The sequence below is a fragment of the Deltaproteobacteria bacterium genome (assembly GCA_016210005.1).
In the GTDB taxonomy this organism is placed as follows: Bacteria; Desulfobacterota; Binatia; order HRBIN30; family JACQVA1; genus JACQVA1.
In genome coordinates this window covers 31,282-52,859 of the sequence record JACQVA010000082.1, presented here as the reverse complement: position 1 = coordinate 52,859, position 21,578 = coordinate 31,282, and the positions used below count along the sequence as shown (strand labels likewise).

Annotated in this window: 18 protein-coding genes; 10 read left to right on the top strand and 8 right to left on the bottom strand. The window is 66.3% G+C overall.

Going from position 1 to position 21,578, the window contains the following annotated elements; all coding sequences use genetic code 11:
• Positions 1–18: 18 nt before the first annotated feature.
• From HY699_08595 to HY699_08585, 3 genes are all read right to left on the bottom strand, one after another.
• Entirely contained in the window at positions 19–267 is a 249-nt protein-coding gene (locus HY699_08595) for a phage integrase N-terminal SAM-like domain-containing protein (GenBank protein ID MBI4515858.1), read from the bottom strand.
• A gap of 758 nt (positions 268–1,025) precedes the next feature.
• Positions 1,026–1,208 carry a hypothetical protein gene (locus HY699_08590; protein ID MBI4515857.1) on the bottom strand — a complete coding sequence of 61 codons (183 nt, stop codon included), beginning with the start codon at positions 1,206–1,208 and terminating at the stop codon, positions 1,026–1,028.
• Positions 1,205–2,413, bottom strand: coding sequence for a M24 family metallopeptidase (locus HY699_08585; protein MBI4515856.1), 1,209 nt, complete (start codon positions 2,411–2,413; stop codon positions 1,205–1,207). Before HY699_08585 ends, HY699_08590 begins: the two co-directional genes overlap by 4 nt.
• 104 nt (positions 2,414–2,517) lie before the next feature.
• On the opposite strand from HY699_08585, the gene HY699_08580 reads away from it, so the two are divergent.
• Positions 2,518–3,570 (top strand): ribonuclease Z, encoded by a 1,053-nt coding sequence (locus HY699_08580; protein MBI4515855.1) that lies wholly within the window; start codon positions 2,518–2,520, stop codon positions 3,568–3,570.
• An 11-nt stretch (positions 3,571–3,581) separates the two neighbouring features.
• Here HY699_08580 and HY699_08575 read toward each other — a convergent pair whose 3' ends face one another.
• From HY699_08575 to HY699_08565, 3 genes are all read right to left on the bottom strand, one after another.
• Positions 3,582–4,646, bottom strand: a complete 1,065-nt coding sequence (locus HY699_08575; GenBank protein ID MBI4515854.1) for a lipoate--protein ligase family protein — start codon at positions 4,644–4,646, stop codon at positions 3,582–3,584.
• 96 nt (positions 4,647–4,742) lie between these two features.
• Positions 4,743–6,242: a carboxypeptidase M32 gene (locus HY699_08570; protein ID MBI4515853.1), complete on the bottom strand. Its 1,500-nt coding sequence runs from the start codon at positions 6,240–6,242 to the stop codon at positions 4,743–4,745.
• A gap of 32 nt (positions 6,243–6,274) precedes the next feature.
• Positions 6,275–7,462 (bottom strand): acyltransferase, encoded by a 1,188-nt coding sequence (locus HY699_08565; protein MBI4515852.1) that lies wholly within the window; start codon positions 7,460–7,462, stop codon positions 6,275–6,277.
• 175 nt (positions 7,463–7,637) lie between these two features.
• Between HY699_08565 and HY699_08560 the strand changes: the two genes are divergently transcribed.
• The 9 genes from HY699_08560 (at position 7,638) to HY699_08520 (ending at position 18,951) form a co-directional block, all read left to right on the top strand.
• Complete coding sequence (locus tag HY699_08560; GenBank protein ID MBI4515851.1) at positions 7,638–8,675, top strand: radical SAM protein; 1,038 nt, start codon at positions 7,638–7,640, stop codon at positions 8,673–8,675.
• 23 nt (positions 8,676–8,698) lie between these two features.
• Positions 8,699–9,844, top strand: coding sequence for an acyl-CoA dehydrogenase family protein (locus tag HY699_08555; protein ID MBI4515850.1), 1,146 nt, complete (start codon positions 8,699–8,701; stop codon positions 9,842–9,844).
• Positions 9,845–10,004: 160 nt separating this feature from the next.
• Entirely contained in the window at positions 10,005–11,459 is a 1,455-nt protein-coding gene (locus HY699_08550; GenBank protein MBI4515849.1) for a cobalamin B12-binding domain-containing protein, read from the top strand.
• 120 nt (positions 11,460–11,579) lie between these two features.
• Entirely contained in the window at positions 11,580–12,602 is a 1,023-nt protein-coding gene (locus tag HY699_08545) for an LLM class flavin-dependent oxidoreductase (protein ID MBI4515848.1), read from the top strand.
• 32 nt (positions 12,603–12,634) lie between these two features.
• On the top strand, positions 12,635–13,666 hold the full coding sequence (locus tag HY699_08540) for an alcohol dehydrogenase catalytic domain-containing protein (protein MBI4515847.1): 1,032 nt from the start codon (positions 12,635–12,637) through the stop codon (positions 13,664–13,666).
• A 69-nt stretch (positions 13,667–13,735) separates the two neighbouring features.
• Entirely contained in the window at positions 13,736–15,418 is a 1,683-nt protein-coding gene (gene ettA / locus HY699_08535; protein MBI4515846.1) for an energy-dependent translational throttle protein EttA, read from the top strand.
• Positions 15,419–15,463: 45 nt separating this feature from the next.
• Positions 15,464–16,549 (top strand): chorismate synthase, encoded by a 1,086-nt coding sequence (aroC, locus tag HY699_08530; protein MBI4515845.1) that lies wholly within the window; start codon positions 15,464–15,466, stop codon positions 16,547–16,549.
• 66 nt (positions 16,550–16,615) lie between these two features.
• On the top strand, positions 16,616–17,797 hold the full coding sequence (locus HY699_08525) for an acyl-CoA dehydrogenase family protein (GenBank protein MBI4515844.1): 1,182 nt from the start codon (positions 16,616–16,618) through the stop codon (positions 17,795–17,797).
• Between the two features lie 32 nt (positions 17,798–17,829).
• A complete protein-coding gene (locus HY699_08520; GenBank protein MBI4515843.1) occupies positions 17,830–18,951 on the top strand; it encodes an acyl-CoA/acyl-ACP dehydrogenase in 1,122 nt (373 codons plus the stop codon).
• A 5-nt stretch (positions 18,952–18,956) separates the two neighbouring features.
• Here the strand turns inward: HY699_08520 and clpA are convergent, their stop codons facing one another.
• Both clpA and clpS read right to left on the bottom strand, forming a co-directional pair.
• Complete coding sequence (gene clpA, locus HY699_08515; protein ID MBI4515842.1) at positions 18,957–21,218, bottom strand: ATP-dependent Clp protease ATP-binding subunit ClpA; 2,262 nt, start codon at positions 21,216–21,218, stop codon at positions 18,957–18,959.
• Positions 21,219–21,236: 18 nt separating this feature from the next.
• On the bottom strand, positions 21,237–21,551 hold the full coding sequence (gene clpS / locus HY699_08510) for an ATP-dependent Clp protease adapter ClpS (protein ID MBI4515841.1): 315 nt from the start codon (positions 21,549–21,551) through the stop codon (positions 21,237–21,239).
• Positions 21,552–21,578 lie beyond the last annotated feature (27 nt).

Sequence of the window (21,578 nt, the reverse complement as noted above, 5' to 3'; positions counted from 1 at the left end):
GCCAGACTCAGTGGACCATCACGGCGGGCGGGGGCAGGAGTTCCAGCACTTGCAGCGGCCCGCCGCAGTTGGGGCAGGTGCGCACCGGCGCGGCATCGGGGCCTGGTTCTGCGTCGAGGCGCTGACGTGTCGGTCGACGGCCAGCGCGGTAAGGAACTGCGTGATCTCCTGCTTGCCCATCTCCGCGGGGTGGCGCTTGTGGTGGAAGAAGATGTAGCGCTCGATCCAATGCACGTATGCCTCCTGCCTGCGCCGGGGCTTCGGCAGGCAGGCCTCGGTGCGGAAGACTCAAGGACCGCAGGCAGGGATACCTGCGCCACTGGCGGATGGCGTCGCGCACTTGATCGAGCAGCTTGGGTTTGGGTGGGTCAGGGACCGCAGGCAAGATGCCTGCGCCACCGAGGGACTGAGCAGCTTGGGCTTCGGTGGGTCAGGAACCGCAGGCAAGATGCCTGCACCACCGGGAGGAAAGACCGCAGGCAAGATGCCCGCGCTAGGCTGCGTCGAAGGGCCTACACCACCATGGTCAGCAGCCGTGGCGCCACTGCGCCCCGGCACCGAGGGGCTGGCTCCCTCCAGTACGGCGCGGGCAGAGAACGGGAAGATCGGCGGAGAAGCGGAGCCCTGTCAGCCTCTGCGGCCCTCGGCGGCCTCTGTGGTGAGTAGGGTTTCGCGGTTCGCGTCTTGCCCGCGACGATGTAACGCTTCGACAATGAGGGGCCGGCTCTCGGTCTGGCTTTTCTCCAACACGGAGACCCTCGGCGTTCACTCACGCGGAGCCGCGGAGACGCGGAGGCGCGGAGTCGAGACCCCTGCCACCGAACCCACCGAAAGCTCGGACTCTTCTGACAACGGATTAAGCGGATGGAAAGCATTTCACGGGCCGGAGAAGGCTTCGAGGCGATCCGAGTCCGCTCAATCCGCTCAATTCGTCGTACAAGACGTGGCACGGGTGCCGCGTTCATAACCCGGGCGAGTCTCAGGTCGGGGCAGGGAAGGGAAGGGTTCAATGAGGATGTCGCTCTTCACGGCGTCGCCGTTGGCTCAGCCTCTGTCGCCGTCGGCAGCACGACGCCCGAGCCCGGTAAGACCAGATCGTCACCACCACACGAGGTGAAAAGCACTCCGAGGCAACTGAGCAGCACGAGGACGGCGGCTCCGGCAGCGATGCGTTCCCAGAAATTTGCGTGCTGGCGAGCTACGTTCATGCGACCCTCATCTTCGGAGCGAGTAGCGGCACAACGGCGGTTTGCGCCGGCATGCCGGTAACCTCGGCGTCGCGCTCGGAGAGGTATACGTCCACTTCGCTGCGCACGCCGAACCGCCCCGGCAGGTAGATTCCCGGCTCGATCGAGAAGCAGGTGCCGGGAATCAGGCGGCGGTGATCGGGGCTCTCGAAGCCGTCGATGTTGGCGCCGTTGCCGTGGACCTCGACGCCGATCGAATGCCCGGTGCGATGGACGAAGTAGTCGCCGTAGCCGGCGCGGCGAATGACCGAGCGGGCCGCTTCATCGACATCTGCGCCGCAGAGTGAGCGCTGCGAGCGCGCTGCCTCACTTACCAGCATGACGGCGGCATCGCGGGCCGCGCGCACCACCGCGAACACGTTGGCATATTCATCCGGCACGCTCTCGCCCGCATAGCCGGTCCATGTGATGTCTGCGTACACCCCGCCTGGCTCCTTTGCCCAGAGGTCGATTAACACAAAGCTACCGCGCCGAATAGCCGCGTTGGTGGCGGGCTCGGGTTGGTAGTGAGGGTTAGCGCTATGGCTGTCGACCGCGACGATTGGGGGCTTGCTCGTGAGCAGGCCTGCGCGAGCAAAAGAATCGAGCATGAATGCTTGCGCGCCCAGCTCGGTCGACTGGGTGCCGGCGTTGATGGCGGCGGCGATGTGGGCGAAGGTGTCATCGACCGTTTGGCGCAACCCGCGGGCGGCGCGGCAGTGGCTGGCGTATTGCGCCGGGCTCCATACCGCCTCGCAGCGCTGCATGAGGTCGGCCGAGGAGACCAACTCCACGCCGCAGCTGCGGACCAGCTCGACGGTGCCGGCATCGACCCGGCTGACGTACGGAATGGCATTGTTCGGCGAATACTGCATCGCCACTCGGCGACAGCCGCGCAGCAAGCCGCGCAGGCCGTCGTGGAGATCCTGCCACGTGCGATAGACGATCCGCTCGCCCGGCAGGTCTGCCAACGCCTCGGGCTCGACCGCCGATACCAGCGCCCGCGGATGACCGCTGGCCGGCACTAGGTAGAACCAGCGCCGCGTGAGTTCCGCCTGCGGTAGACCGAGTACGCGATAGGCAAGGGCATCGCTGCCGCGAAAATCGTAGAACAGCCAAGCATCAATCCCGGCCGCGTCTGACTGCGCGTGCAGAGCCGCTTGGATGGCTGCAATCGAGCTTGCCATAGATCGCGGCTTATCGGCCGCCGGTGGGCGAGTCAATCGGCACCGCCGTGCTGATTTGGCGCTACGAGGTTTGCGCCGGCGGCGCGCTGCCGTATGATGGCGGCGTGAAGACCGCATTCGTTCCCCGGCTGGTCAACGGGCCGTTCGGCGACCCCGGCCTGTATATCCACCAGCGCTGGCGCGGGCGCGCCCTGCTTTTCGATCTCGGCCGCATCGAGCGCGTACCGGCGGGCGACCTGCTGCGCGTCACCCACGTGTTCGTCTCGCACACGCACATCGATCACTTCATCGGCTTCGACCATCTGCTGCGCTTGTTTTTGGCCCGCCCGATCCGGCTCGAGCTGTTCGGGCCCCCGGGCATCATCGCCAACGTGCGCGGTAAACTGGCCGGCTATACTTGGAACCTGGTCGACAACTACGAGTTCGTGCTGACGGTCAACGAGGTCGGGCTGGATCAACGCCTGCGCTGGGTACGCCTGCCGGCCGCAAGCGCGTTCGAGCCCGCCGCCGAGGGCGAGCGGGCGTTGCCGAGCGGGCCGGCGGTCCTGCTGCAGGAACCGCAATTCAGCGTCTCGGGTGTGCTGCTCGATCACCGGATCCCGTGTCTCGGGTTTGCGCTGCTCGAGAACCGTCATCTCAACTTGCGCACCGAAGAGCTGGAGAGGCTGGGGATTCCGCCGGGTCCGTGGCTGGCGGCGCTCAAGGACGCGCTGCGGCGTGGTGCTCCGGAGCAGACCGCGATCGTGGCGCACTGGCGTGAGAACGGCACGGCGCAACAGCGCTCGTTCTCGCTGGCCGAGCTGCGCGACCGGCTGATCGTCGATACCCCGGGGCAAGCGATCGCCTATGTCACCGATACCGTGTTCAGTCAGGACAATGCCACGCGCATCGCTGCACTGGCAGCGGGCGCGGACATCTTCTTTTGCGAATCCCTTTTCGTTGACGAGGATCGCGAGCAGGCGGCACGCCGCTACCACATGACCGCGCGCCAGGCCGGCACGCTGGCGCGGCTGGCGCGAGTTAAGCGCCTCGAGGTCTTCCACTTCTCGCCCCGCTATGAGGGCGATGCCGAGCGCCTGCGCGCCGAGGCCGCAGCGGCTTTTGCCGGCACGATCCCGCCCGACGAACCGGTCGATGGCCTGCTCGCCGAGCCGTGAGCGCCGCCGCGCTACGCGGACAGCCCCCGCATGATGGTGTCGGCAATGGCGCGGGCTTTACCGATGCCGAGGATGAAGTGCTCCGGGTTGGCGAAGATCTCGGAGGCGACGGCATCGATGGCTCGCCACTCTGCTGGGCACAATCGCAACTCGTGTTCGAGACGCGCTAGCGACGGCGAGTTGGCGATGAAGTCGCCGTTGAACTGAACCTCCTTGATGAAGCGGTCCTGTTCAAGCGAGAAGTGGGCTTCGAACACGCCCAGTTGTACCCACGCCGACACCGCGTGGTCGAGGTCGGGCCGCGGGTGGCGTTGTTGCAGCCAGGCCTCGGGCTCGAATTCGCGCGCCGCCAGCGCCTCGATGGCCTGCACCTCGAGCGGGTTCAGCCGATGCGGGGCGAGCGTGAGGGCGAATTGTTTTTCGTAGCCGCGCTGCAACATCTCGGCGACCTCGACGACGCTCAGCCGGCTGCCCAGTTCGCGGGCCAGGCAGGTGGTGCTGTCGGGAGTGAGCATCTCCGCCTTGATCACCCCGGCGCGGTCAACCACTTCGAGCATTTGCGGCAGCAGACTGAAGTCGCGGGTGTTGGCCAGCAGCGCCTCGAACAGCAGCGCGCCGTGCTCGTCGGTCTCGAAGGAGACCATGCCGAGAATGCGCCCGTCGACGGTCACGAAATCGCGCCCAGGGTAGAAGGCGGGAATGTGCACGAGCTTGCAGGCTTCAAGTATACCGCGCACGTAGCGGTTCATCACCTGATACGGCGCCAGCGCAAAAGGCTCGCTGGAAAAGAGCGCCGAGCGGTGCGGCAGCACCAACGAAACACCGATGAAACCCTCGCCGAAGGGCAGGGCGCGGCCACCGGTGAGCCGGCGCAACAAGCGGACATCCCGCGGGCCGGTGTCGGGAGCCAGATGATAACGGCCTAGTGCCAGCACGTCGCCGGGAACGGTGTAGACCCGCAGCACGGCGTTGCGCGTGCGCGAGGCGCGCTGCACCGCATGCATGAAGTGCCGGTCCGCGGCCAGACTGTGCGGCGGCGCCACCTCGGACTCGACGATCAGGTCGGCGTTCTGCATCGGCTCCGCGGCCTCATAGCACACCTGCAAGCAGAAAGCGGAAAGCAACGGCACGGGCGAGCAGCGCCGCTCACCCGGCCGGCTGGCCGCAGGCCTTCAGTTGGCCTCGAGCCACTCGAGCTTGCGAGTCAGGTGCGCCAGCAACGGCCGCGCCTCGGGCGCGCTGCCGGTGACGCGCCGGACCAGTTCGGGGGCGCGCCAGCTTTGACCATGCCGCTGTACCCGTTCGCCCAGCCATGTGCGTAGGGTGCCGAAATCGCCGGCGGCAAAGCCTTCCTCCAACCGGCCGAAGTCGCGCTGGGCGGCCTCGTATAGCTGCGCTGCGTACAGGTTGCCGAGCGCATAGGTCGGAAAATACCCGAACAGCCCCTCGGCCCAGTGCACGTCCTGCAAGACACCGTCGCGATCGCTTGCCGGCGTGACACCGAGGAAGTGACGCATCTTCTCTTCCCAGGCCGCCGGCAGGTCGGCGGCTGCAAGCTCGCCGGCAATCAGCGCCTGCTCCAACTCGAAGCGTAGGATGATGTGTAGGTTGTAAGTCAGCTCGTCGGCCTCGGTGCGAATCAACGACGGCCGGGCCTCGTTAGCCGCCAGCAGTACCGCGCGCGGTCGGCGCGGGCGCAGCTCGGGAAAAGCCTGCACCGCCAACGGCAGCAACCAGCGCCAGAAGGCCTCGCTGCGCCCGACCAGGTTCTCCCACAGCCGCGATTGCGACTCATGCATACCCATCGAGCAGGCAGTGGCGCGCGGAGTGCCGCGCGCGGTCGCATCGAGACCTTGCTCGTAGAGCGCGTGCCCGACTTCGTGCAGGGTCGAGAACAGCCCGTAGCGCAGGTCGCTCTTGCTTAGGCGCGTGGTGATGCGCACGTCGTCACCAACCTCGGTGGTGAACGGGTGGGCGGACTCGTCGAGGCGGCCGCGGGCGAAGTCGAAGCCGATGCGCTCGGCTACCATGCGGTTGAAGCGCCGCTGTGCCGACAACCCGAAGGCGCCGCATAACCCGCGGCCGTCAACCGGGCGGCGCTCGCAGCGCTGGTTGAGCCGAGCGATCAGCGGCAGCAAGCCGTCGCGCAGAGTGTTGAAGACTTGCGCCAGTAGTGCGCTGCTGGCGCCGGGCTCGAAGCCTTCGAGGAGCACATCGTAGGCCGGCCTCCCGGAGTCGATGGCGGCGGCGACGCGCCGCTCGATCGCGATCAATCGGTCGAGGTACGGCCGCAGGGCTGTGAAGTCATTGTTGCTGCGGGCGTTCACCCAGACAGCGTGCGCTTCACTGCGCAGCGTGGCCCGCTCCCGCACCAAAGCCGTGTCCAGCCGCCGCTTGCGATCGATGCGCCACTTGGTTTCGCGCACGTCGACTTGCTGGCCGAACTCGAGCTGATCGAGTTGGGCGGCGAGGGCATCGACCAGCTCCAAGAAGCGCGGCTCGGTTTCGCGCTGGTGGACGACGGCAGCGAGCGCGCCGATCTGGCGTGCGCGGCCGGCGGTCGCGCCCGAGGGTAGCTGCGTCTCTTGATCCCAGTGCAACAGCGAGAGGGCACCTTTGAGGTCGTGGACCTCACGCAGATGGTTGATGAGCTCGGCAAACGGTTCAGCCATGGCAGCGGTGAAGCTGACAGCAGCGGTACTTGTCAAGCTGTCGAGCCAGTGGCCAGCGCGCCGGCGCGCGACGGCAACAGTCGATCGCGCAAACGCAAGGAGGGGCGCTCGACGATGCGGGCCATGGCTATGCCGCCCGCGATGCTGGCGCCCAGGTACAACACCGACACGGCGAGGTAGGCGATGGTCGGGGATGCCTGAGCTAGCACGCCGTGACGCCGCATCAGCTCGGGCAACCACCACTGCACCGGCAGGTGCCACAGGTAGATGGAGTACGAGTAGACGCCGATCTGAGCCAGCGCGGCGCTGAGCCGAGACGCCGCGGCCCCGCTTGGTTGCCGCGCGCCGGTGTGTATGAGCACGAGCAAGGCGGCAGCGAACCCGAGCGCAATCGTCGTCAACCCGACGGTGGCCAGAAACGGCGAGGACGGCAGCGACCACACCAATGCCGGGGCGACGAAGATCAGCGCCCCCAACACCATGAGCCGCCGCCAGCGCGCGGCGAAGCGCAAGAGCTTCTCCCGCTCGAAGTGGTAAGCGTAACTCAGCAGCACGCCCCACAGCAGTGAATCGAGCCGCAGATGCGTCGGGTACAGATGCGTCTTGTGCGTGTAGGCGCTGTGCAGGCTGGTGGCGATCCTTAATCCAAGCGCAGCCACGGCGACGGCGAGTGCCAGTGGCACGATGACTCGGAACGGATTACGGCTCCCGCCACGACTCCACCGTAAGCTTAGACCGACGACTGCTGCCAACAGGAAATAGAAGTGCTCCTCGATCGCCAGCGACCAGGTGTGGCCCCAAATCGCCGGGCCGTAGTTCTGGAGGTAGAGGGCCTCGTACAACCACCCACGCACGAAGACGAAGTCAGCCGGCAGCGGCGCCGCCAAGCTTGGCCAGCGGCTCCACAGTAACGCGGTCGCCAGCAGCAGAACGTAGAACGGCGGGTAGATCTTGAAACCGCGGCGCAGCAAGAAGCGCCCGATCTGCACGCTGCCGTGGCGTTGGAACTCGGTGAAGAGCAGCCCCGAGACCAAGAATCCGCTCAGCACGAAGAACAGATCCACGCCGGTCCAGCCGATCCGATGCCACGCCCCGCAGAGCAGTCGCACCGGTGCGGCCACGCTCGGCGCAGCCAACTCGAGGTGGCGCCCGAGCACGAGCAAGATCGCGACTCCGCGCAGGATATCGAGTTGCGGGACTCTCCCGCTTGCATCACCCACGGCGGCGCTCACTAATCACCTTGTCCGGCGCGCAGCAAGGGGGACCGGCGAAGGCGGGCGTGCAAAAGGCTGGACAGAATTGGCAATGTGTTGGTAGGCTGACCCCGGTTGGCAGGTTGAGCCGCGGGGCGCGGCGATGCCCTCGCGGCAGTCGGTTCGCACTAGAGGAGCCCGCATGGACCCATTCCTTGAACTCCAGATGTCGGCCGGTATCCGGCGCGCCGCGGCTAAGCTGCGGCCGCTGGTGTTGAACCTGGAGGTCACCGACGCCTGCGGCGGCTCGTGTTCGTATTGCTTCTCGTCGTCGGTTGTGACCAATCGCTCCCACATGCCGGCGGCGAAGATCAAGGAAGTGATTACCGACGCCGCCAGCCTCGGCGTTCGCCACGTCACCTTGCCCGGCGGTGATCCGCTGCTGCATCCGGACTTCCAGGCGATCATGGAGTGGATTGGCGGGGAGATGCAGCTGCATGCCTTCGCGGTCACCAGCTCGATCATCTCCAAACCCAAGGCGCAATTGCTCGCCGACCTGCATCGCCGTGGCTACCTCCACATGGTGGGGATTCACATCGACAGCATCGATCCCGAGATCTACGCCAAGGTCCATCATCGCGCCGACACATTGCCGCTCAAGTTGCAGGGATACCAGAACCTTCTCGATGCCGGCTTTCCTAACGCCAGCGTCGTAGCCTGCCTGTGCCTGACCAGCGAATCGGTGAAAACCGCCGAGCAGACTCTGGATTGGTTCCACGAGCGCGGCGTCGGTTGGATCAACCTGTTGCCGTTCAAGCCCTACGGCTTCGGCGACGGCAATAAGCATCTGGAGCCGACCAAGGCCGACCTCAAACGCGTGGCCGAGCACCGCGCCAAGCTGCGCGGCCGCGAGTGGCTGCAGATCGGCACCATGGAGTGCTCCAAGTTCTTCTGCAAGACTACACTGTTTGTGACCTTCGAGGGCCATGTCATGCCATGCGCGTTCTTTCGCGAGACCCGCTACGGCAACGTCTTTGAGGAGCGGCTGGTGGACATCTTCCACCGCCACAAGCGTGCGTTGCTGTACGACTTCGAGGTGCAGGGCGCCTGCGGCACCTGCCAGCACAGCGACGTCTGCTTCGGTTGCCGCTCGACGGCGCAAACCTACAGCGGCGACGTCACCGCCTCCGATCCGAAGTGCTGGTTGAACCCCGACTCCCCTGAGCTGATGTTCAATTGATTCGCCGGGACGTTCAGGCCGCGATGAAGTTCCAAGCGATTGATTATGCCGAGACCGACGAGCATCGGATGATCCGCGCGACGGCGCGGGCGCTGGTGGCGGAGCACCTGGCGCCGATTGCCGCCGCGCTCGACCGCGAGCAGCGCTTCCCGGCCGAGGTGGTCAAGGTGCTCGGCCAGCACGGGCTACTGGGGCTGATTGCCGGCGAAGAGTTCGGCGGCGGCCAGCGCGACTTCATCGGGGCCGCGATTGTGGCGGAGGAGATCGGTAAGGTTTGCACCGGCACCTACACCTCGACCTCGGGGCACGTGTTGGCCGTGCACTGGATCGATGCCTATGGCCGCCCGGAGCAGAAGGCGCGCTATCTGCCACGGCTGGTCACGGCCGAAGCGCTCGCCGGCATCGCCATCACCGAACCCGAGGCCGGCTCCGACGTGGCGGCCCTGCGAACGGCGGCGGTGCGGGCGGGTGACTGCTTTCTGGTTAACGGCGGCAAGGTGTTCATCACCAACGGCTCCGTGGCCGAGGTGTTGGTGTGTCTGGTGCGCACCGGCGGTGCCGGCGCCAAGGGCCTGAGCACGCTCATCGTCGAGACCTGCACGCCGGGTTTTTCCGCTTCACGCCCGTTGGAGAAGTGCGGCAACCGCTGCTCGCCCACGGCTGAGATCAGCTTCCGGGACTGTCGAGTACCGGCCGCCAACCTCTTGGGCGGCGAAGGCGAAGGGTTCAAGCAGGTAATGCAGCTGTTCGCCTTCGAGCGAGCGCTGGTCGGGGTGGTGTGCGGCGCTCTGTGCGAGGCCGCGCTCGAACAGGCCGTGCGTTATTGCCGCGAGCGGCGGCAGTTCGGCCAGGCGCTGATCGAGTTCCAGATGGTGCAGCAGCTGCTGGCGGAGATGACCGTCGACCTGCAAGCCACCAAGTCGCTGACGCGCGATCTATTGCGCCAGCTGGCAGCCGGCGCCGACGCCGGCGTCGCCGCCGCGATCACCAAGATCTTCAGCGCCGAGGCGGTGCAGCGTGTCACCTCGAACGCGGTGCAGTTGCTCGGCGGCTACGGCTACACCCGCGAGTTTCCGGCCGAACGTTGGTACCGCGATGCCAAGCTGTTTGCCATCGGCGGTGGCACCACCCAGATTCAGAAGCTGATCGTCGCCCGCGCCCTGGCTTGAAGTACCCGGCGCGGTCGGGCGACGGTGGCGGGTGGATGAGATTGCGCCACCCTCTTGCTGCTGCGCTGGGCTCTGGGCTAACGTCGCTCACATGGGCGCGGGCGCAAGGCCGAAGACACTGGTCCTGTGCGAGCCACCGTATGTCTTTTGGGACCGCAGCATGGATCGGCTGCGCGAGGGCGAGGAGACCATCCCCGGCATGGGCGTGTTGATTCTCGCCGCGGTGGCGCGCACGCACGGCTACCGCGCTCACTTGATCGACGCCAAGGAACAGGGACGATCGCCGCAGGACGTGGCCCGAGAGATCGCGGCGCTGCGGCCGGACTACTTGGGGCTGTCGGCGACGACCATCTCCGTGACCAACGCCGCTCGCATTGCCGAACAGGTCAAGCAGCTTGTCCCCAGCGCGATTTCGATTCTCGGCGGCGCGCACGTCAGCGCCATTCCCGAGCGCACGCTGGCAGCCTTTCCCGCCATTGATTTCGGTGTGGTGGGCGAGGGCGAGGTGGCGCTCTTCGAGTTGCTCGCCCGCCTCGATCGCGGGCAAGCGGTCGACCAGGTGCCGGGTCTGGTCTATCGGTGCGACGGCCAGATTCGCGCCAATGCGCGCGCGCCCTACCTCGATGACCTCGATGCCTTACCTGCGCCGGCGTGGGATCTGCTGCCGGACTTTCCGCACCGCTTCCAGCCGTCGCTGTTCAGTTACCCGCGCACGCCGGTGGCGACTCTGATTACCTCGCGCGGCTGCCCGTTCTCGTGCGCGTTTTGCGACCGCTCGACCTCGGGCAAGAAGGGCCGCATGCACGGCGTGGATTACGTCGCCGGCTTGTGCCGAGACCTGGTTGGGCTCGGTGTGCGTCACATCATCTTCCTCGACGACCTCTTCACCGTGCGCAAGCAGCGCGTGGTGGAGCTGTGCCAGGCGTTCCTCGATCACGGCTTCGAGTTTTCCTGGAGCTGCAACAGCCACCCCAATCTGCTCGACTTGGCAACGCTGAGGCTAATGAAGCGCGCGGGCTGCTGGCAGATTGCTTACGGGATCGAGTCGGGCTCGCAGCGCGTGCTCGACGTGGTGAAGCGCGAGGTCCGCATCCCGAAGATGCGCGAGACGCTGCGCCTGACGCGAGCGGCCGGCATTCGCACCAAGGGCTACCTGATGGTTGGCCACCTGAGTGAGGGGCTCGATAGCCTGGCCGAAGATGCGGCCTTCCTCAAAGAGGTCGAACTCGATCTCTGTCAGATCACCAAGTTCACGCCTTACCCGGGCACGCCGGCGTACCCGACGATTCGCGAGCACGGGAGGTTCGACGAAGATTGGGAAGAGATGAACGCGATGAACTTCCTGTTCATCCCGCGCGGCTTGAGCGAAGAGGTCCTCGAAACCTATTTTGATCATCTCTACCGCATCTTTTACAGCCGCCCCGACGTCCTCTGGGGTCTGGTGCGGCTGCTAGTGCAGGAGCCCAAGTACCTCAAGCGGCTGGCGGCGTCGGCGGGCGTTTACGTGCGCGGTAAGTTCGCCGCCGGCCGCTACCGCATCGGGCGCCTGCCGCCGCAGTATCGCGCCTCGCTGGCAGCCGCAGGTGGGGCCGTGAGCGCACGGGCTCCAAGGTGATGCCGAGGAAGGGCGATCTGTTGTCAAGATCGAAAGCGTGCTACAGCGCGCGGCGCCGGCTGCGGCCACGCTTGAGCCCGCTGGCGCGGGCGCGCCGTATAGAAGGAAAGGACTGCAATCATGCCGAGGAAGCATCGATACTGGGGCTTGCTGGCGCCGATGCCCGCGGCGATCTTGAGCATGGCGGCGCGGCAGTGCGAGGATCTCGGGCTCGAGGGAATCTGGGCGCCGCAGTTGTGGAGCCCGGGATTCATTCCCTTGGGGACCGCCGCCGCGGTCACCTCACGCGTCAAGCTCGGCACCGGGGTGGTGCACGCCTTCTCGCGCAGCCCCTTGGAAACCGCTTGCTCCGCCCTCGACCTCGACCTCATCAGCGGCGGGCGCTGCGTCCTCGGCATCGGGCCGACCGTGCGCTGGTGGAACGAAGACTGGCACGGCGTCCACTACGGCAAACCGATTCCGCACCTGCGCGAGGCCGTGCAGGTCATCCGCTGGATCATCCGGCAGGGCTACACCGGCGAGCTGGGCAAGTGGGAGGGCGAGTACTACCAGCTGAATCTCGACCGCTTCCAGCCGTTGACGCCGCCCGTTCGCAGCGACATCCCAGTCTACATCCCGGCGGTGTACGAGGCGGCCTGCCGCCTGGCCGGGGAACTGGCCGACGGTTTGCCGGGCCATCCCATATGGTGTGAGCGCTGGATTCTCGACCGCGTCGCGCCCGCGGTGGCGCAGGGGCTGAGCCGCGCCGGGCGCGAGCGCGCCGAGTTCGACTTGAACATCTGGCTGTTCGTGGCGCCGGGGCCGGATAAGCGCGAGTGTCTCGCTGACGCGCGCGCCAGCGTCGCCTTCTACGCCTCGTTCACGCAGTATGAACGCTATTTCGCCGCGTGCGGCTTCGGCGATGCAGCGCGGGCGATCGGCCGGGCCGCCGCCGCCAAGGATCAAGCAGCGATGCTGCGTTCCTGTCCCGACGAGATGGTGGACCACTTCGCCCTCACCGGCGGCATCGACGACATCCGTCCGCGCCTCGAACGCATCGGCGCCGCGGCGGATTCGTTCACCTTGTGCGTGCCGTTCTATGGGCTCGGGCCGGACAAGGTCCTGGCCTACAACCAGCGCATCGCCGAGGCGTTCTACGCCTGAGCGACAAGCCTATTCAGCAGGGAGGAACAGCAATGGCAGATAACTTGGTGTGCGTGAAGGCCGATACCAAACAGGTGGCGATGCAGCGGATGCCGATCCCGACCCCGGGGCCCGGCCAGGCGCTACTCAAGACGCGCTTGTCGACCATCTGCGGCAGCGACATTCACCTGGTCGACGAGCTACCGATTCCGCCGGGCATGCCGATGGGGCACGAGGCCGTGGCCGAGCTGGTTGATGCCGGCGAGGGCGTTACCGGCTTCAGCATCGGCGACCGTGTCATCGCCTCGTGCCTGTACGGCTGCGGCGTCTGTGCCCGCTGCCAGGAGGGCAACCAGCAGGTCTGCGAAAATTACAATGCGCCGCTCAATCTCCTCTTCGGCTGCCAAGGCGAGTACTACTTGGTCAACAGCGCGGCCTTGAACATGGCCAAGGTGCCCGACGACCTCGACGACGAAGGGGCGCTGTTTGCCACCGACATCATGTCGACCGGGTTCGCCGCCATCGAGAACGCCGGGCTGCGATTCGGCGACAGCGTGGCGGTGTTTGCGCAGGGACCGGTGGGCTTGTGCGTGACCGCGGCCGCGCGTGCGCGCGGCGCCGGCTTCATCATCGCGGTGGAAGCGATTGCAGAACGGGTCGCCGTCGCCAAGCAACTGGGAGCCGACGTGGTGGTGGCACCGGCCGCCGCGGCCGACGAGATCATGCGGCTGAGCGGTGGCAAGGGCGTCGATGTTGCGGTCGAGGCCTTGGGCAGCCAAGTCACGCTCGAAAACGCTTTTCGCGTCACCCGCTTCGGCGGCGTGGTCTCGAGTGTCGGCGTTTACGGCGCCTTCCCAACCGTTTCGCTTCCGACTGACGGCGCGTTCTTGCATCGGCGCTTCGTGACGACGCTGTGCCCGGGTGGCTCCGACCGCTTGCGGCGGCTGATGGACCTGACGCGTTACCGCAAAGTCGACCTGCGGCCGTTGTTCACCCATCACATGAAGCTGTCCGAAACGGTGGCCGCTTACGACCTCTTTCGCGACCGCCGCAACGGCGTGATCAAGATCGCTCTGCGCCCGTAAGCGCGGAGGTGCAGCCGTCTGGGCGCCTCTACCTTCGACGCAACCCGCGAAAGGAACCTCGACACACGTATGGCGCAGTTCATCTTCACTATGAAGGACCTTCGCAAGGTCACGCCGCAGGGGAAGGAGATACTCAAGGGTATCTGGCTGTCGTTCTACCACGGCGCCAAGATCGGTGTGCTCGGTGCCAACGGCGCCGGCAAGAGCACCCTGCTGCGCATCATGGCGGGCGGCGATCGCGACTTCGCCGGTGAAGCCTTTCCTGCCGACGGCATTACCGTCGGCCACCTGCCGCAGGAACCCCAACTCGACCCCGCGAAGAGCGTGCGCGCGGTGGTGGAGGAGGGGGCCGCCTCGACCCGCGCACTGCTGACGCGCTTCGAGGATCTTTCCATGCAGCTTGGTGAGCCGATGGCCGATGACGAAATGGAGAAGCGGCTCGCCGAGCAAGGCCGGCTGCAGGACGCCATCGACGCCGCCAACGCTTGGGAGCTGGACCGTACCCTCGAAGTGGCGATGGACGCCTTGCGCTGCCCCGCCGGCGATACCAGCGTGGCCACGCTCTCGGGCGGCGAGCGCCGCCGGGTGGCGCTGTGCCGCGTCTTGCTCCAACAGCCCGACTTGCTGCTGCTCGATGAGCCGACCAACCACCTGGATGCCGAGTCGGTGGCGTGGCTCGAACGCCACCTGCAGGAATACAAAGGCACAGTCGTTGCCATTACCCACGACCGTTACTTCCTCGACAACGTTGCCGGCTGGATCCTCGAGCTCGATCGTGGCGCCGGGATTCCCTGGCAAGGCAATTACTCCTCGTGGCTCGAACAGAAAGAAAGGCGTCTGGCGCAGGAGGAAAAGGAGACCTCCGCGCGCCAGCGCACGCTGCAGCGCGAGCTGGAATGGATTCGCCTGGCTCCGCGCGCGCGCCAGGCCAAGGGTAAAGCCCGGCTCTCTCACTACGAGCAGTTGCTCGCCGAGGACGAAGCCGCCGACCGGCGCCAAGGCGCAACCGAGATCGCCATCCCACCGGGACCGCGGCTGGGCGACCTCGTCATTGAAGCCAAGGGCGTGCGCAAAGCCTACGGCGATAATCTGCTGATGGACAACGTCAGCTTCCTGCTCCCGCGCGGTGGCCTCGTCGGTGTGATCGGTCCGAACGGCGCCGGTAAGACGACCCTGTTCCGTATGATCACCGGCCAGGAGCAGCCCGATGCCGGCACGCTGCGTATTGGGGAGACGGTGGCGCTCTCCTACGTCGATCAGTTTCGCGACCGCCTCAACGGCGAGCGCAGCGTGTGGGAGGAGATCTCCGATGGCGGCAAGGAGCTGATCATGGTCGGCAAGCGCGAGGTCAACTCACGTGCCTATGCCGCCTCCTTCAACTTCAAGGGGCCCGACCAGCAGAAGAAAGTGCAGGACCTCTCCGGCGGTGAGCGCAACCGCCTCCACCTCGCCAAGCTGCTCAAGAGCGGCGGCAACCTGTTGTTGCTCGACGAGCCTACCAACGACCTCGATGTCGATACCCTGCGCGCGCTCGAAGAGGCGTTGCTGAGCTTCGCCGGCTGCGCCGTGGTCATCAGCCACGACCGCTGGTTTCTCGATCGCATCGCCACCCACATGCTCGCCTTCGAGGGCGACAGCCAGGTGGTCTGGTTCGAAGGCAACTACCAGGACTACGAAGCCGATCGCCACCGCCGCCTCGGCACCGCCGCCGATCAGCCACACCGGATCAAGTACCGTAAATTGACGGCATGAGCCGGCGCTTGTCGCATCGCGCCCGCTGGCCTAAAGTAGGCCGCGATGGGCTCGACGTTCGGACAGCTGTTTCGCATCACGACCTTCGGTGAATCGCACGGCGGCGGTGTTGGCGTGGTGGTCGACGGCTGCCCGCCGCGCTTGGCCCTGAGCGTGGAAGAGATTCAGCACGACCTCGACCGGCGCCGGCCGGGGCAAAGCTCGATCACCACGCCGCGCGACGAGCCGGACCGTGCTGAGATCCTGTCCGGCGTCTTCGACGGGCAGACCTTGGGAACGCCGATTGCCATCTTGGTGCGCAACCAGGATGCCCGGCCCCGAGCCTACGAGGAATTCAAGGATACCTATCGCCCGTCGCATGCCGACTACACTTACGAAGCCAAGTACGGCATCCGCAATTGGCAGGGCGGCGGCCGCGCCTCGGCACGGGAGACCGTCGGCCGCGTGGCTGCCGGGGCAATTGCCCGCAAGCTGTTGGCGGGCGCGGCCAACGTCGAAGTGCTCGCCTACGTAACCCAGGTGCACAGCATTGCCGCCGAGATTGATTCGGCGCTGGTGACTCGGGCTGCGGTGGAAGCCAACATGGTGCGTTGCCCCGAGCCGCAAGCGGCGGCCGCCATGATCGCCCGTATCGACGAGGCACGCCGGGCCGGTGATTCCCTCGGCGGCATTGTCGAGTGCGTCTGCCGCCGTGTTCCTGCCGGGCTCGGCGAGCCGGTATTCGACAAGCTTGAAGCCGACCTGGCGCGTGCCATGCTGTCGCTGCCGGCGGCCAAGGGCTTCGAGATCGGCAGCGGGTTTGCCGGTAGTACCCAGCTTACCGGCAGCCAACACAACGACCCGTTTACCGTCGCGGACGGCCGAGTGCGCACCACCAGCAATCGCTCCGGCGGCATCCAGGGCGGCATCAGCAACGGCGAGGACATTGTACTGCGCGTAGCGTTCAAGCCGACCGCTACGATTCGACTGCCGCAGCAGACCGTCGATCGCGCCGGCCGTACCGTCACACTGGCGGCGCAAGGCCGTCACGACCCCTGCGTACTGCCGCGTGCGGTGCCGGTGGTGGAGGCGATGGCGTGCCTGGTGTTGGCGGATCACTTCTTGCGCCAGCGCGGTCAGTGCGGCCGCTGACAGACGGCCCGCAATCGCCTCTGTGACTCGATATCCATCGGTTGTGTCAAGCTCTGGGAGGTTTGCATGAAGTTGGCCTACAGCCCGCAGCACGAAGCCCTGCGCCAGGAATTGCGGGCGTATTACAAGCACCTGCTTACGCCCGAGGTTCTGGTCGAGATCAGTCGCGGCGAGGGCGTGGGCCCGACGGCGCGCAAGATCGTGCGCCAGATGGGCGAAGACGGCTGGCTCGGCATCGGCTGGCCGACCGAGTACGGCGGCCGCGGCATGACTCCGATCGAGCAGTTCATCTTCTTCGACGAGTCCATGCGCGCCGGCGCACCGGTACCGATGCTGACGATCAACTCGGTGGCGCCGACCATTATGCAGTTCGGCTCGATGGAGCAGAAGCAGTTCTACCTGCCGCGAATCCTCAAGGGCGAGATCCACTTCGCCATCGGTTACACCGAGCCGGACGCCGGCACCGACCTGGCCGCGCTCAAGACCCGCGCCGTGCGAGACGGCGACCATTTCGTCATCAACGGCCAGAAGGTCTTCACCAGCCTGGCCACCGACGCCGATTACATCTGGCTGGCCGTCCGCACCGATCCCGAAGCGCCCAAACACAGGGGCATTTCCATCATCATCGTGCCCAGGGAGGCTCCGGGCGTGCGCGTGGTGCCGATCAAGAACATGGGCAACATGAACACCAACCAGACCTTCTACGACGACGTCCGCGTCCCCGCCGCCAACCTCGTCGGCAAGCTCAACGGCGGCTGGAAGCTGATCACCAACCAGCTCAATCACGAGCGCGTCACCCTGTGCAGCTCGGGTCTGATTGAAGGCCGCTTCGAGGACGTGGTGCGCTGGGCCAAGCAAACCCGGCTGGCCGACGGGCGGCGCGTGATTGATCAGCCGTGGGTCCAGCTCAACTTCGCCCGCATCCATGCCCGGCTGGAGTTCTTGCGGCTGATGAACTTCAAGGTTGCCTGGGGCGCTGAGCAGCAACAGCCGCTCAACCCGGCGCACGCTTCGACGATCAAGGTGTTCGGCACCGAGTTCTACCTCGAAGCCTGCCGGCTGCTGCTCGAGGTCCTCGGCGCCACCGCCACGTTGCGTCCGGGCTCGCCGGAAGCCGTGCTCAACGGTTACATCGGCGCCTTTCTGCGCGGCATTCACATCCTCACCTTCGGCGGCGGCACCAACGAGCTGCAGCGCGACCTGATCGCGCTCTTCGGTTTGGGCATGCCGGTGCAGCCGAGATTCTAGGGCGCCACACCCTCTGTGCTCGGGAGACGGCAATGGATTTCTCGCTGACGGAAGAACAACGTGCTCTCAGTGCCCTGGCGGCGCAAATCATCGGCGACCGCTGCGCGCCGGAGCGCTTGAAAGCGATCGAAGCCAGCGGCGCGGGTTATGACGGCGAGCTGTGGGCGGAGCTGGCGAAGGCCGGCTTGCTCGGGGCGGCACTGCCGGAGGCGGCCGGCGGTAGCGGCGGGGGATTCGTCGAAAGCTGTCTGCTGCTGGAGCAGCAAGGCCGCCGGGTCGTCATGCTGCCGCTGTTGCCCGCGCTGGTCTCGGCGGCAATGCCGCTGGCGCGCTTCGGGTCGAGTGAACAGCAGCGGCGCTATCTGCCGGGAGTTGTTGCCGGCAGCACACTGCTGACGGCGGCGCTGAGTGAGGTAACCGCCGACAGCCGCAGCCCGGCCACGGTCGCCACGGCGGAGGGCGACCACTGGCGGCTTACCGGCGTCAAGGTGGCGGTGCCGCTGGCGCAGCAGGCGGCGGCGGTGCTGGTGCCGGCGCGCACTGCGGGCGGTGAGATCGCGGTGTTCATCGTCGACCCGCAGGCCGCGGGGGTTACGCTGGCGCGCCAGGAGACGATGAACTGGGAGGCACACTCTCGCTTGGAGCTGTCGGCTGTGAAGGTCGGGCGGGAGAGCGTGCTAGGTTCGATAGGGCAGGGGGCCGCAATCCTCGACTGGATCGTCGACCGCACCACCGCCGGACTCTGCGCGATTGCCTCAGGCGCTTGCCAGGAGGCGCTGCTGCTAACGGCGCAGTATGCCTCGAACCGCAAGCAGTTCGACAAGCCGATCGCGATGTTTCAGGCGGTGGGCCAGCGCATGGCCGACGCCTATATCGACAACGAAGCCGTCAACCTCACCATGTGGCAGGCGGCCACGCGCCTGGCGGACGAGATGCCCTCGGCCAAGGAGATCGCCACGGCCAAGTACTGGGCGGCCGAGGGCGGCAGCCGCATCGGGCACGCCGGTTTGCACGTTCACGGCGGCATCAGCATCGACGTTGATTATCCGATGCACCGCTACTTCCTGTGGCTGAAGCAGATCGAGTACACCCTGGGCGCCGCCACGCCGCAGCTGGCGCAGCTGGGCGCGCTCATCGCCGCCGCGCCGCTGTGAGCGCGCTACGCCGGCACTGCTACTGGTGCCGGGTAGTGGAAGGTCAAGCCGTCGCCGCCGGCGTCGATTTCGACGGTGCCGCCGTTTTGCAGCCGGCCGAAGAGGATCTCGTCCGCCAGCGGGCGCTTGATTTCGGTTTGAATCAAGCGCGCCATCGGACGCGCGCCGAAGAGGGCATCGTAGCCGCGGCGCGCCAGCCAGGCGCGGGCCTGCTCGCTGACTTGCAGGAACACGTTGCGGCCGTTGAGCTGCATGTCCAGTTCGATCAGGAACTTGTCCACCACGCGGGCGACCGCTTCGGCGTCGAGCGAGCTGAAGGTGATCATGGCATCGAGGCGGTTGCGAAACTCGGGGCTGAAGAGGCGCTCGAGCACCTGCTTGTCCTTGCCGGCGTTGCTGCGGGTGCCGAAGCCCACCGGCGTGGCGCTGATCTCCTGGGCGCCGGCGTTGGTGGTCATGATCAGAATCACGTTGCGGAAGTCGGCCTTGCGGCCGTTGTGGTCGGTGAGCGTGGCGTGATCCATCACCTGCAACAGGATGTTGAACAGATCCGGGTGCGCCTTCTCGATCTCGTCGAGCAACAGGACGGCGTACGGGGTGCGGTGAACGGCGTCAGTGAGCAGGCCGCCCTGATCGAAGCCGACGTAGCCCGGCGGGGCGCCGATCAGCCGTGACACGGTGTGTTTCTCCATATACTCGCTCATGTCGAAGCGGATGAACTCGACCGCCAGGACGCGGGCGAGTTGGCGGGCGACCTCGGTCTTGCCCACGCCGGTCGGACCCGAGAACAGGAAGCTGCCCACGGGTTTTTCGGGGTGGCCCAGCCCGGAGCGCGACAGCTTGATGGCGCTGGCCAGCGCGCCGATTGCAGCGTCTTGCCCGAAGACGCTCAGCTTCAAGTCGCGTTCGAGGTGCTGCAACTGCTCGCGCACGTCGACGCTGACCGTCTTGGGCGGAATCTTGGCCATGCGGGCGACTGTGGCCTCGATGTCTTCGCGTGTGATTGAGTCGGGTCGCGCCGCCGGTGGCAGTATCTTCATGGCCGCACCGACCTCGTCGATGACGTCGATGGCTTTGTCGGGTAGAAAGCGGTCGTTGATGTAGCGCGCCGACAATTCGGCCGCGGCGCGGATGGCCTCCGCGGTGTAGCGGACGCCGTGGTGCTGCTCGTAGTGCGGCTGCAGGCCTTCGAGGATCCTGCCGGTGTCCTCGACGCTGGGCTCGGCGACATCGATGCGCTGGAAGCGGCGGGCGAGCGCGCGGTCTTTCTCGAAATGATTCTTGAACTCCTGGTAAGTAGTGGCGCCGATGCAGCGCAGCTCGCCCGCACTGAGCGCGGGTTTGAGCATGTTGGAGGCATCCATCGAGCCGCCGCTGGTGGCGCCGGCGCCGACGAGGGTGTGGATCTCATCGACGAACAGGATCGCCTGGGGTTGGCGCTTGAGCGCTGTCAGCACGCCCTTGAGGCGCTCCTCGAACTGGCCGCGGAACTTGGTTCCCGCCAGCAGCGCGCCCATATCGAGCGAGTAGATCGCCGCGGTCTTCAACGGCTCCGGCACCTGGCTGGCGGCGATGCGCAACGCCAGCCCCTCGACCAAGGCGGTCTTGCCGACCCCGGCATCGCCGACGTAGACGGGGTTGTTCTTGCGCCGCCGGCAGAGCACGTGGATGGTGCGCTCGAGCTCGCTGGCGCGGCCGATGAGCGGGTCGATCTTACCCTCGCGCGCTTTTTGCACCAGGTTCACAGTGAACAACGCCAGCGGGTCGCGTGCCGGGCCGGCCTCGGGTTGCTCCGCCTCCGGGTCGTGCTCTTCTGCGGGGTCGGCTTCTTGACCCAACTTCGAGATCCCGTGGGAAATGTAATTGAGGATGTCCAGCCGTGTGATGCCTTGGCGTTGCAAGCAATACACCGCTTGTGACTCCGGTTCGCGCATCATCGCCACCAGCACGGTGCGGCCGTCGATCTCGCGTTTGCCGGCGGCTTGCACGTGCATGGCGGCGCGCTGCACCACGCGCTGGAAGCTCAGCGTCTGCTGCGGGTCGGCCGGCTCGCTCTCGGGCAAGGGGCGCACGTGGGTGGCCCAGAAGGCTTCGAGGTCACGCTTGATCGCCGCCAGGTCACCGCCGCAATGGCGGATGACTTCGGCACAGTCGTGCTCGTGGAGCAGGGCATAAAGCACGTGCTCGAGGCTGAGGTACTCGTGGCGGCGCTGCTTGGCTTCCATCAATGCCAGCGCCAGCGTGGCTTGCAGTTCGCGGCTGATCATCGCGTGCGCCCCTTTCCCCTATGCCGGCTCCATGCTGCACTGTAGTGGGTATTCGTGCGCCCGGGCCAAAGCCAAGACTTCGGCGACCTTGGTCTCGGCCACCTCGTAACTGTACGTGCCGCAGAGCCCGATGCCCTGGCGGTGTACGTGCAGCATGATCTGGGTCGCCTCCGGCAGCGGCTTGTGGAACATCAGCTGGAGCACCTGTACGACGAACTCCATGGTGGTGAAGTCGTCGTTGTGCAGCAGCACTTTATACAAGCGAGGCTCGTCGACCTTCCTCTCGGTTTCGGTGACGACCCCGGTGTCGGACTCGGTGTCCCGCCGCGCCATGGCGCCAATGTTAGTGCCGGCGATGCG

Coding starts and splice junctions, on each gene's coding strand:
- HY699_08590 (MBI4515857.1), bottom strand. CDS start 1,208: ATGAACGTAGCTCGCCAGCACGCAAATTTCTGGGAACGCATCGCTGCC.
- HY699_08585 (MBI4515856.1), bottom strand. CDS start 2,413: ATGGCAAGCTCGATTGCAGCCATCCAAGCGGCTCTGCACGCGCAGTCA.
- HY699_08575 (MBI4515854.1), bottom strand. CDS start 4,646: ATGCAGAACGCCGACCTGATCGTCGAGTCCGAGGTGGCGCCGCCGCAC.
- HY699_08570 (MBI4515853.1), bottom strand. CDS start 6,242: ATGGCTGAACCGTTTGCCGAGCTCATCAACCATCTGCGTGAGGTCCAC.
- HY699_08560 (MBI4515851.1), top strand. CDS start 7,638: ATGGACCCATTCCTTGAACTCCAGATGTCGGCCGGTATCCGGCGCGCC.
- HY699_08555 (MBI4515850.1), top strand. CDS start 8,699: ATGAAGTTCCAAGCGATTGATTATGCCGAGACCGACGAGCATCGGATG.
- HY699_08550 (MBI4515849.1), top strand. CDS start 10,005: ATGGATCGGCTGCGCGAGGGCGAGGAGACCATCCCCGGCATGGGCGTG.
- HY699_08545 (MBI4515848.1), top strand. CDS start 11,580: ATGCCGAGGAAGCATCGATACTGGGGCTTGCTGGCGCCGATGCCCGCG.
- HY699_08540 (MBI4515847.1), top strand. CDS start 12,635: ATGGCAGATAACTTGGTGTGCGTGAAGGCCGATACCAAACAGGTGGCG.
- ettA (MBI4515846.1), top strand. CDS start 13,736: ATGGCGCAGTTCATCTTCACTATGAAGGACCTTCGCAAGGTCACGCCG.
- aroC (MBI4515845.1), top strand. CDS start 15,464: ATGGGCTCGACGTTCGGACAGCTGTTTCGCATCACGACCTTCGGTGAA.
- HY699_08525 (MBI4515844.1), top strand. CDS start 16,616: ATGAAGTTGGCCTACAGCCCGCAGCACGAAGCCCTGCGCCAGGAATTG.
- HY699_08520 (MBI4515843.1), top strand. CDS start 17,830: ATGGATTTCTCGCTGACGGAAGAACAACGTGCTCTCAGTGCCCTGGCG.
- clpA (MBI4515842.1), bottom strand. CDS start 21,218: ATGATCAGCCGCGAACTGCAAGCCACGCTGGCGCTGGCATTGATGGAA.
- clpS (MBI4515841.1), bottom strand. CDS start 21,551: ATGGCGCGGCGGGACACCGAGTCCGACACCGGGGTCGTCACCGAAACC.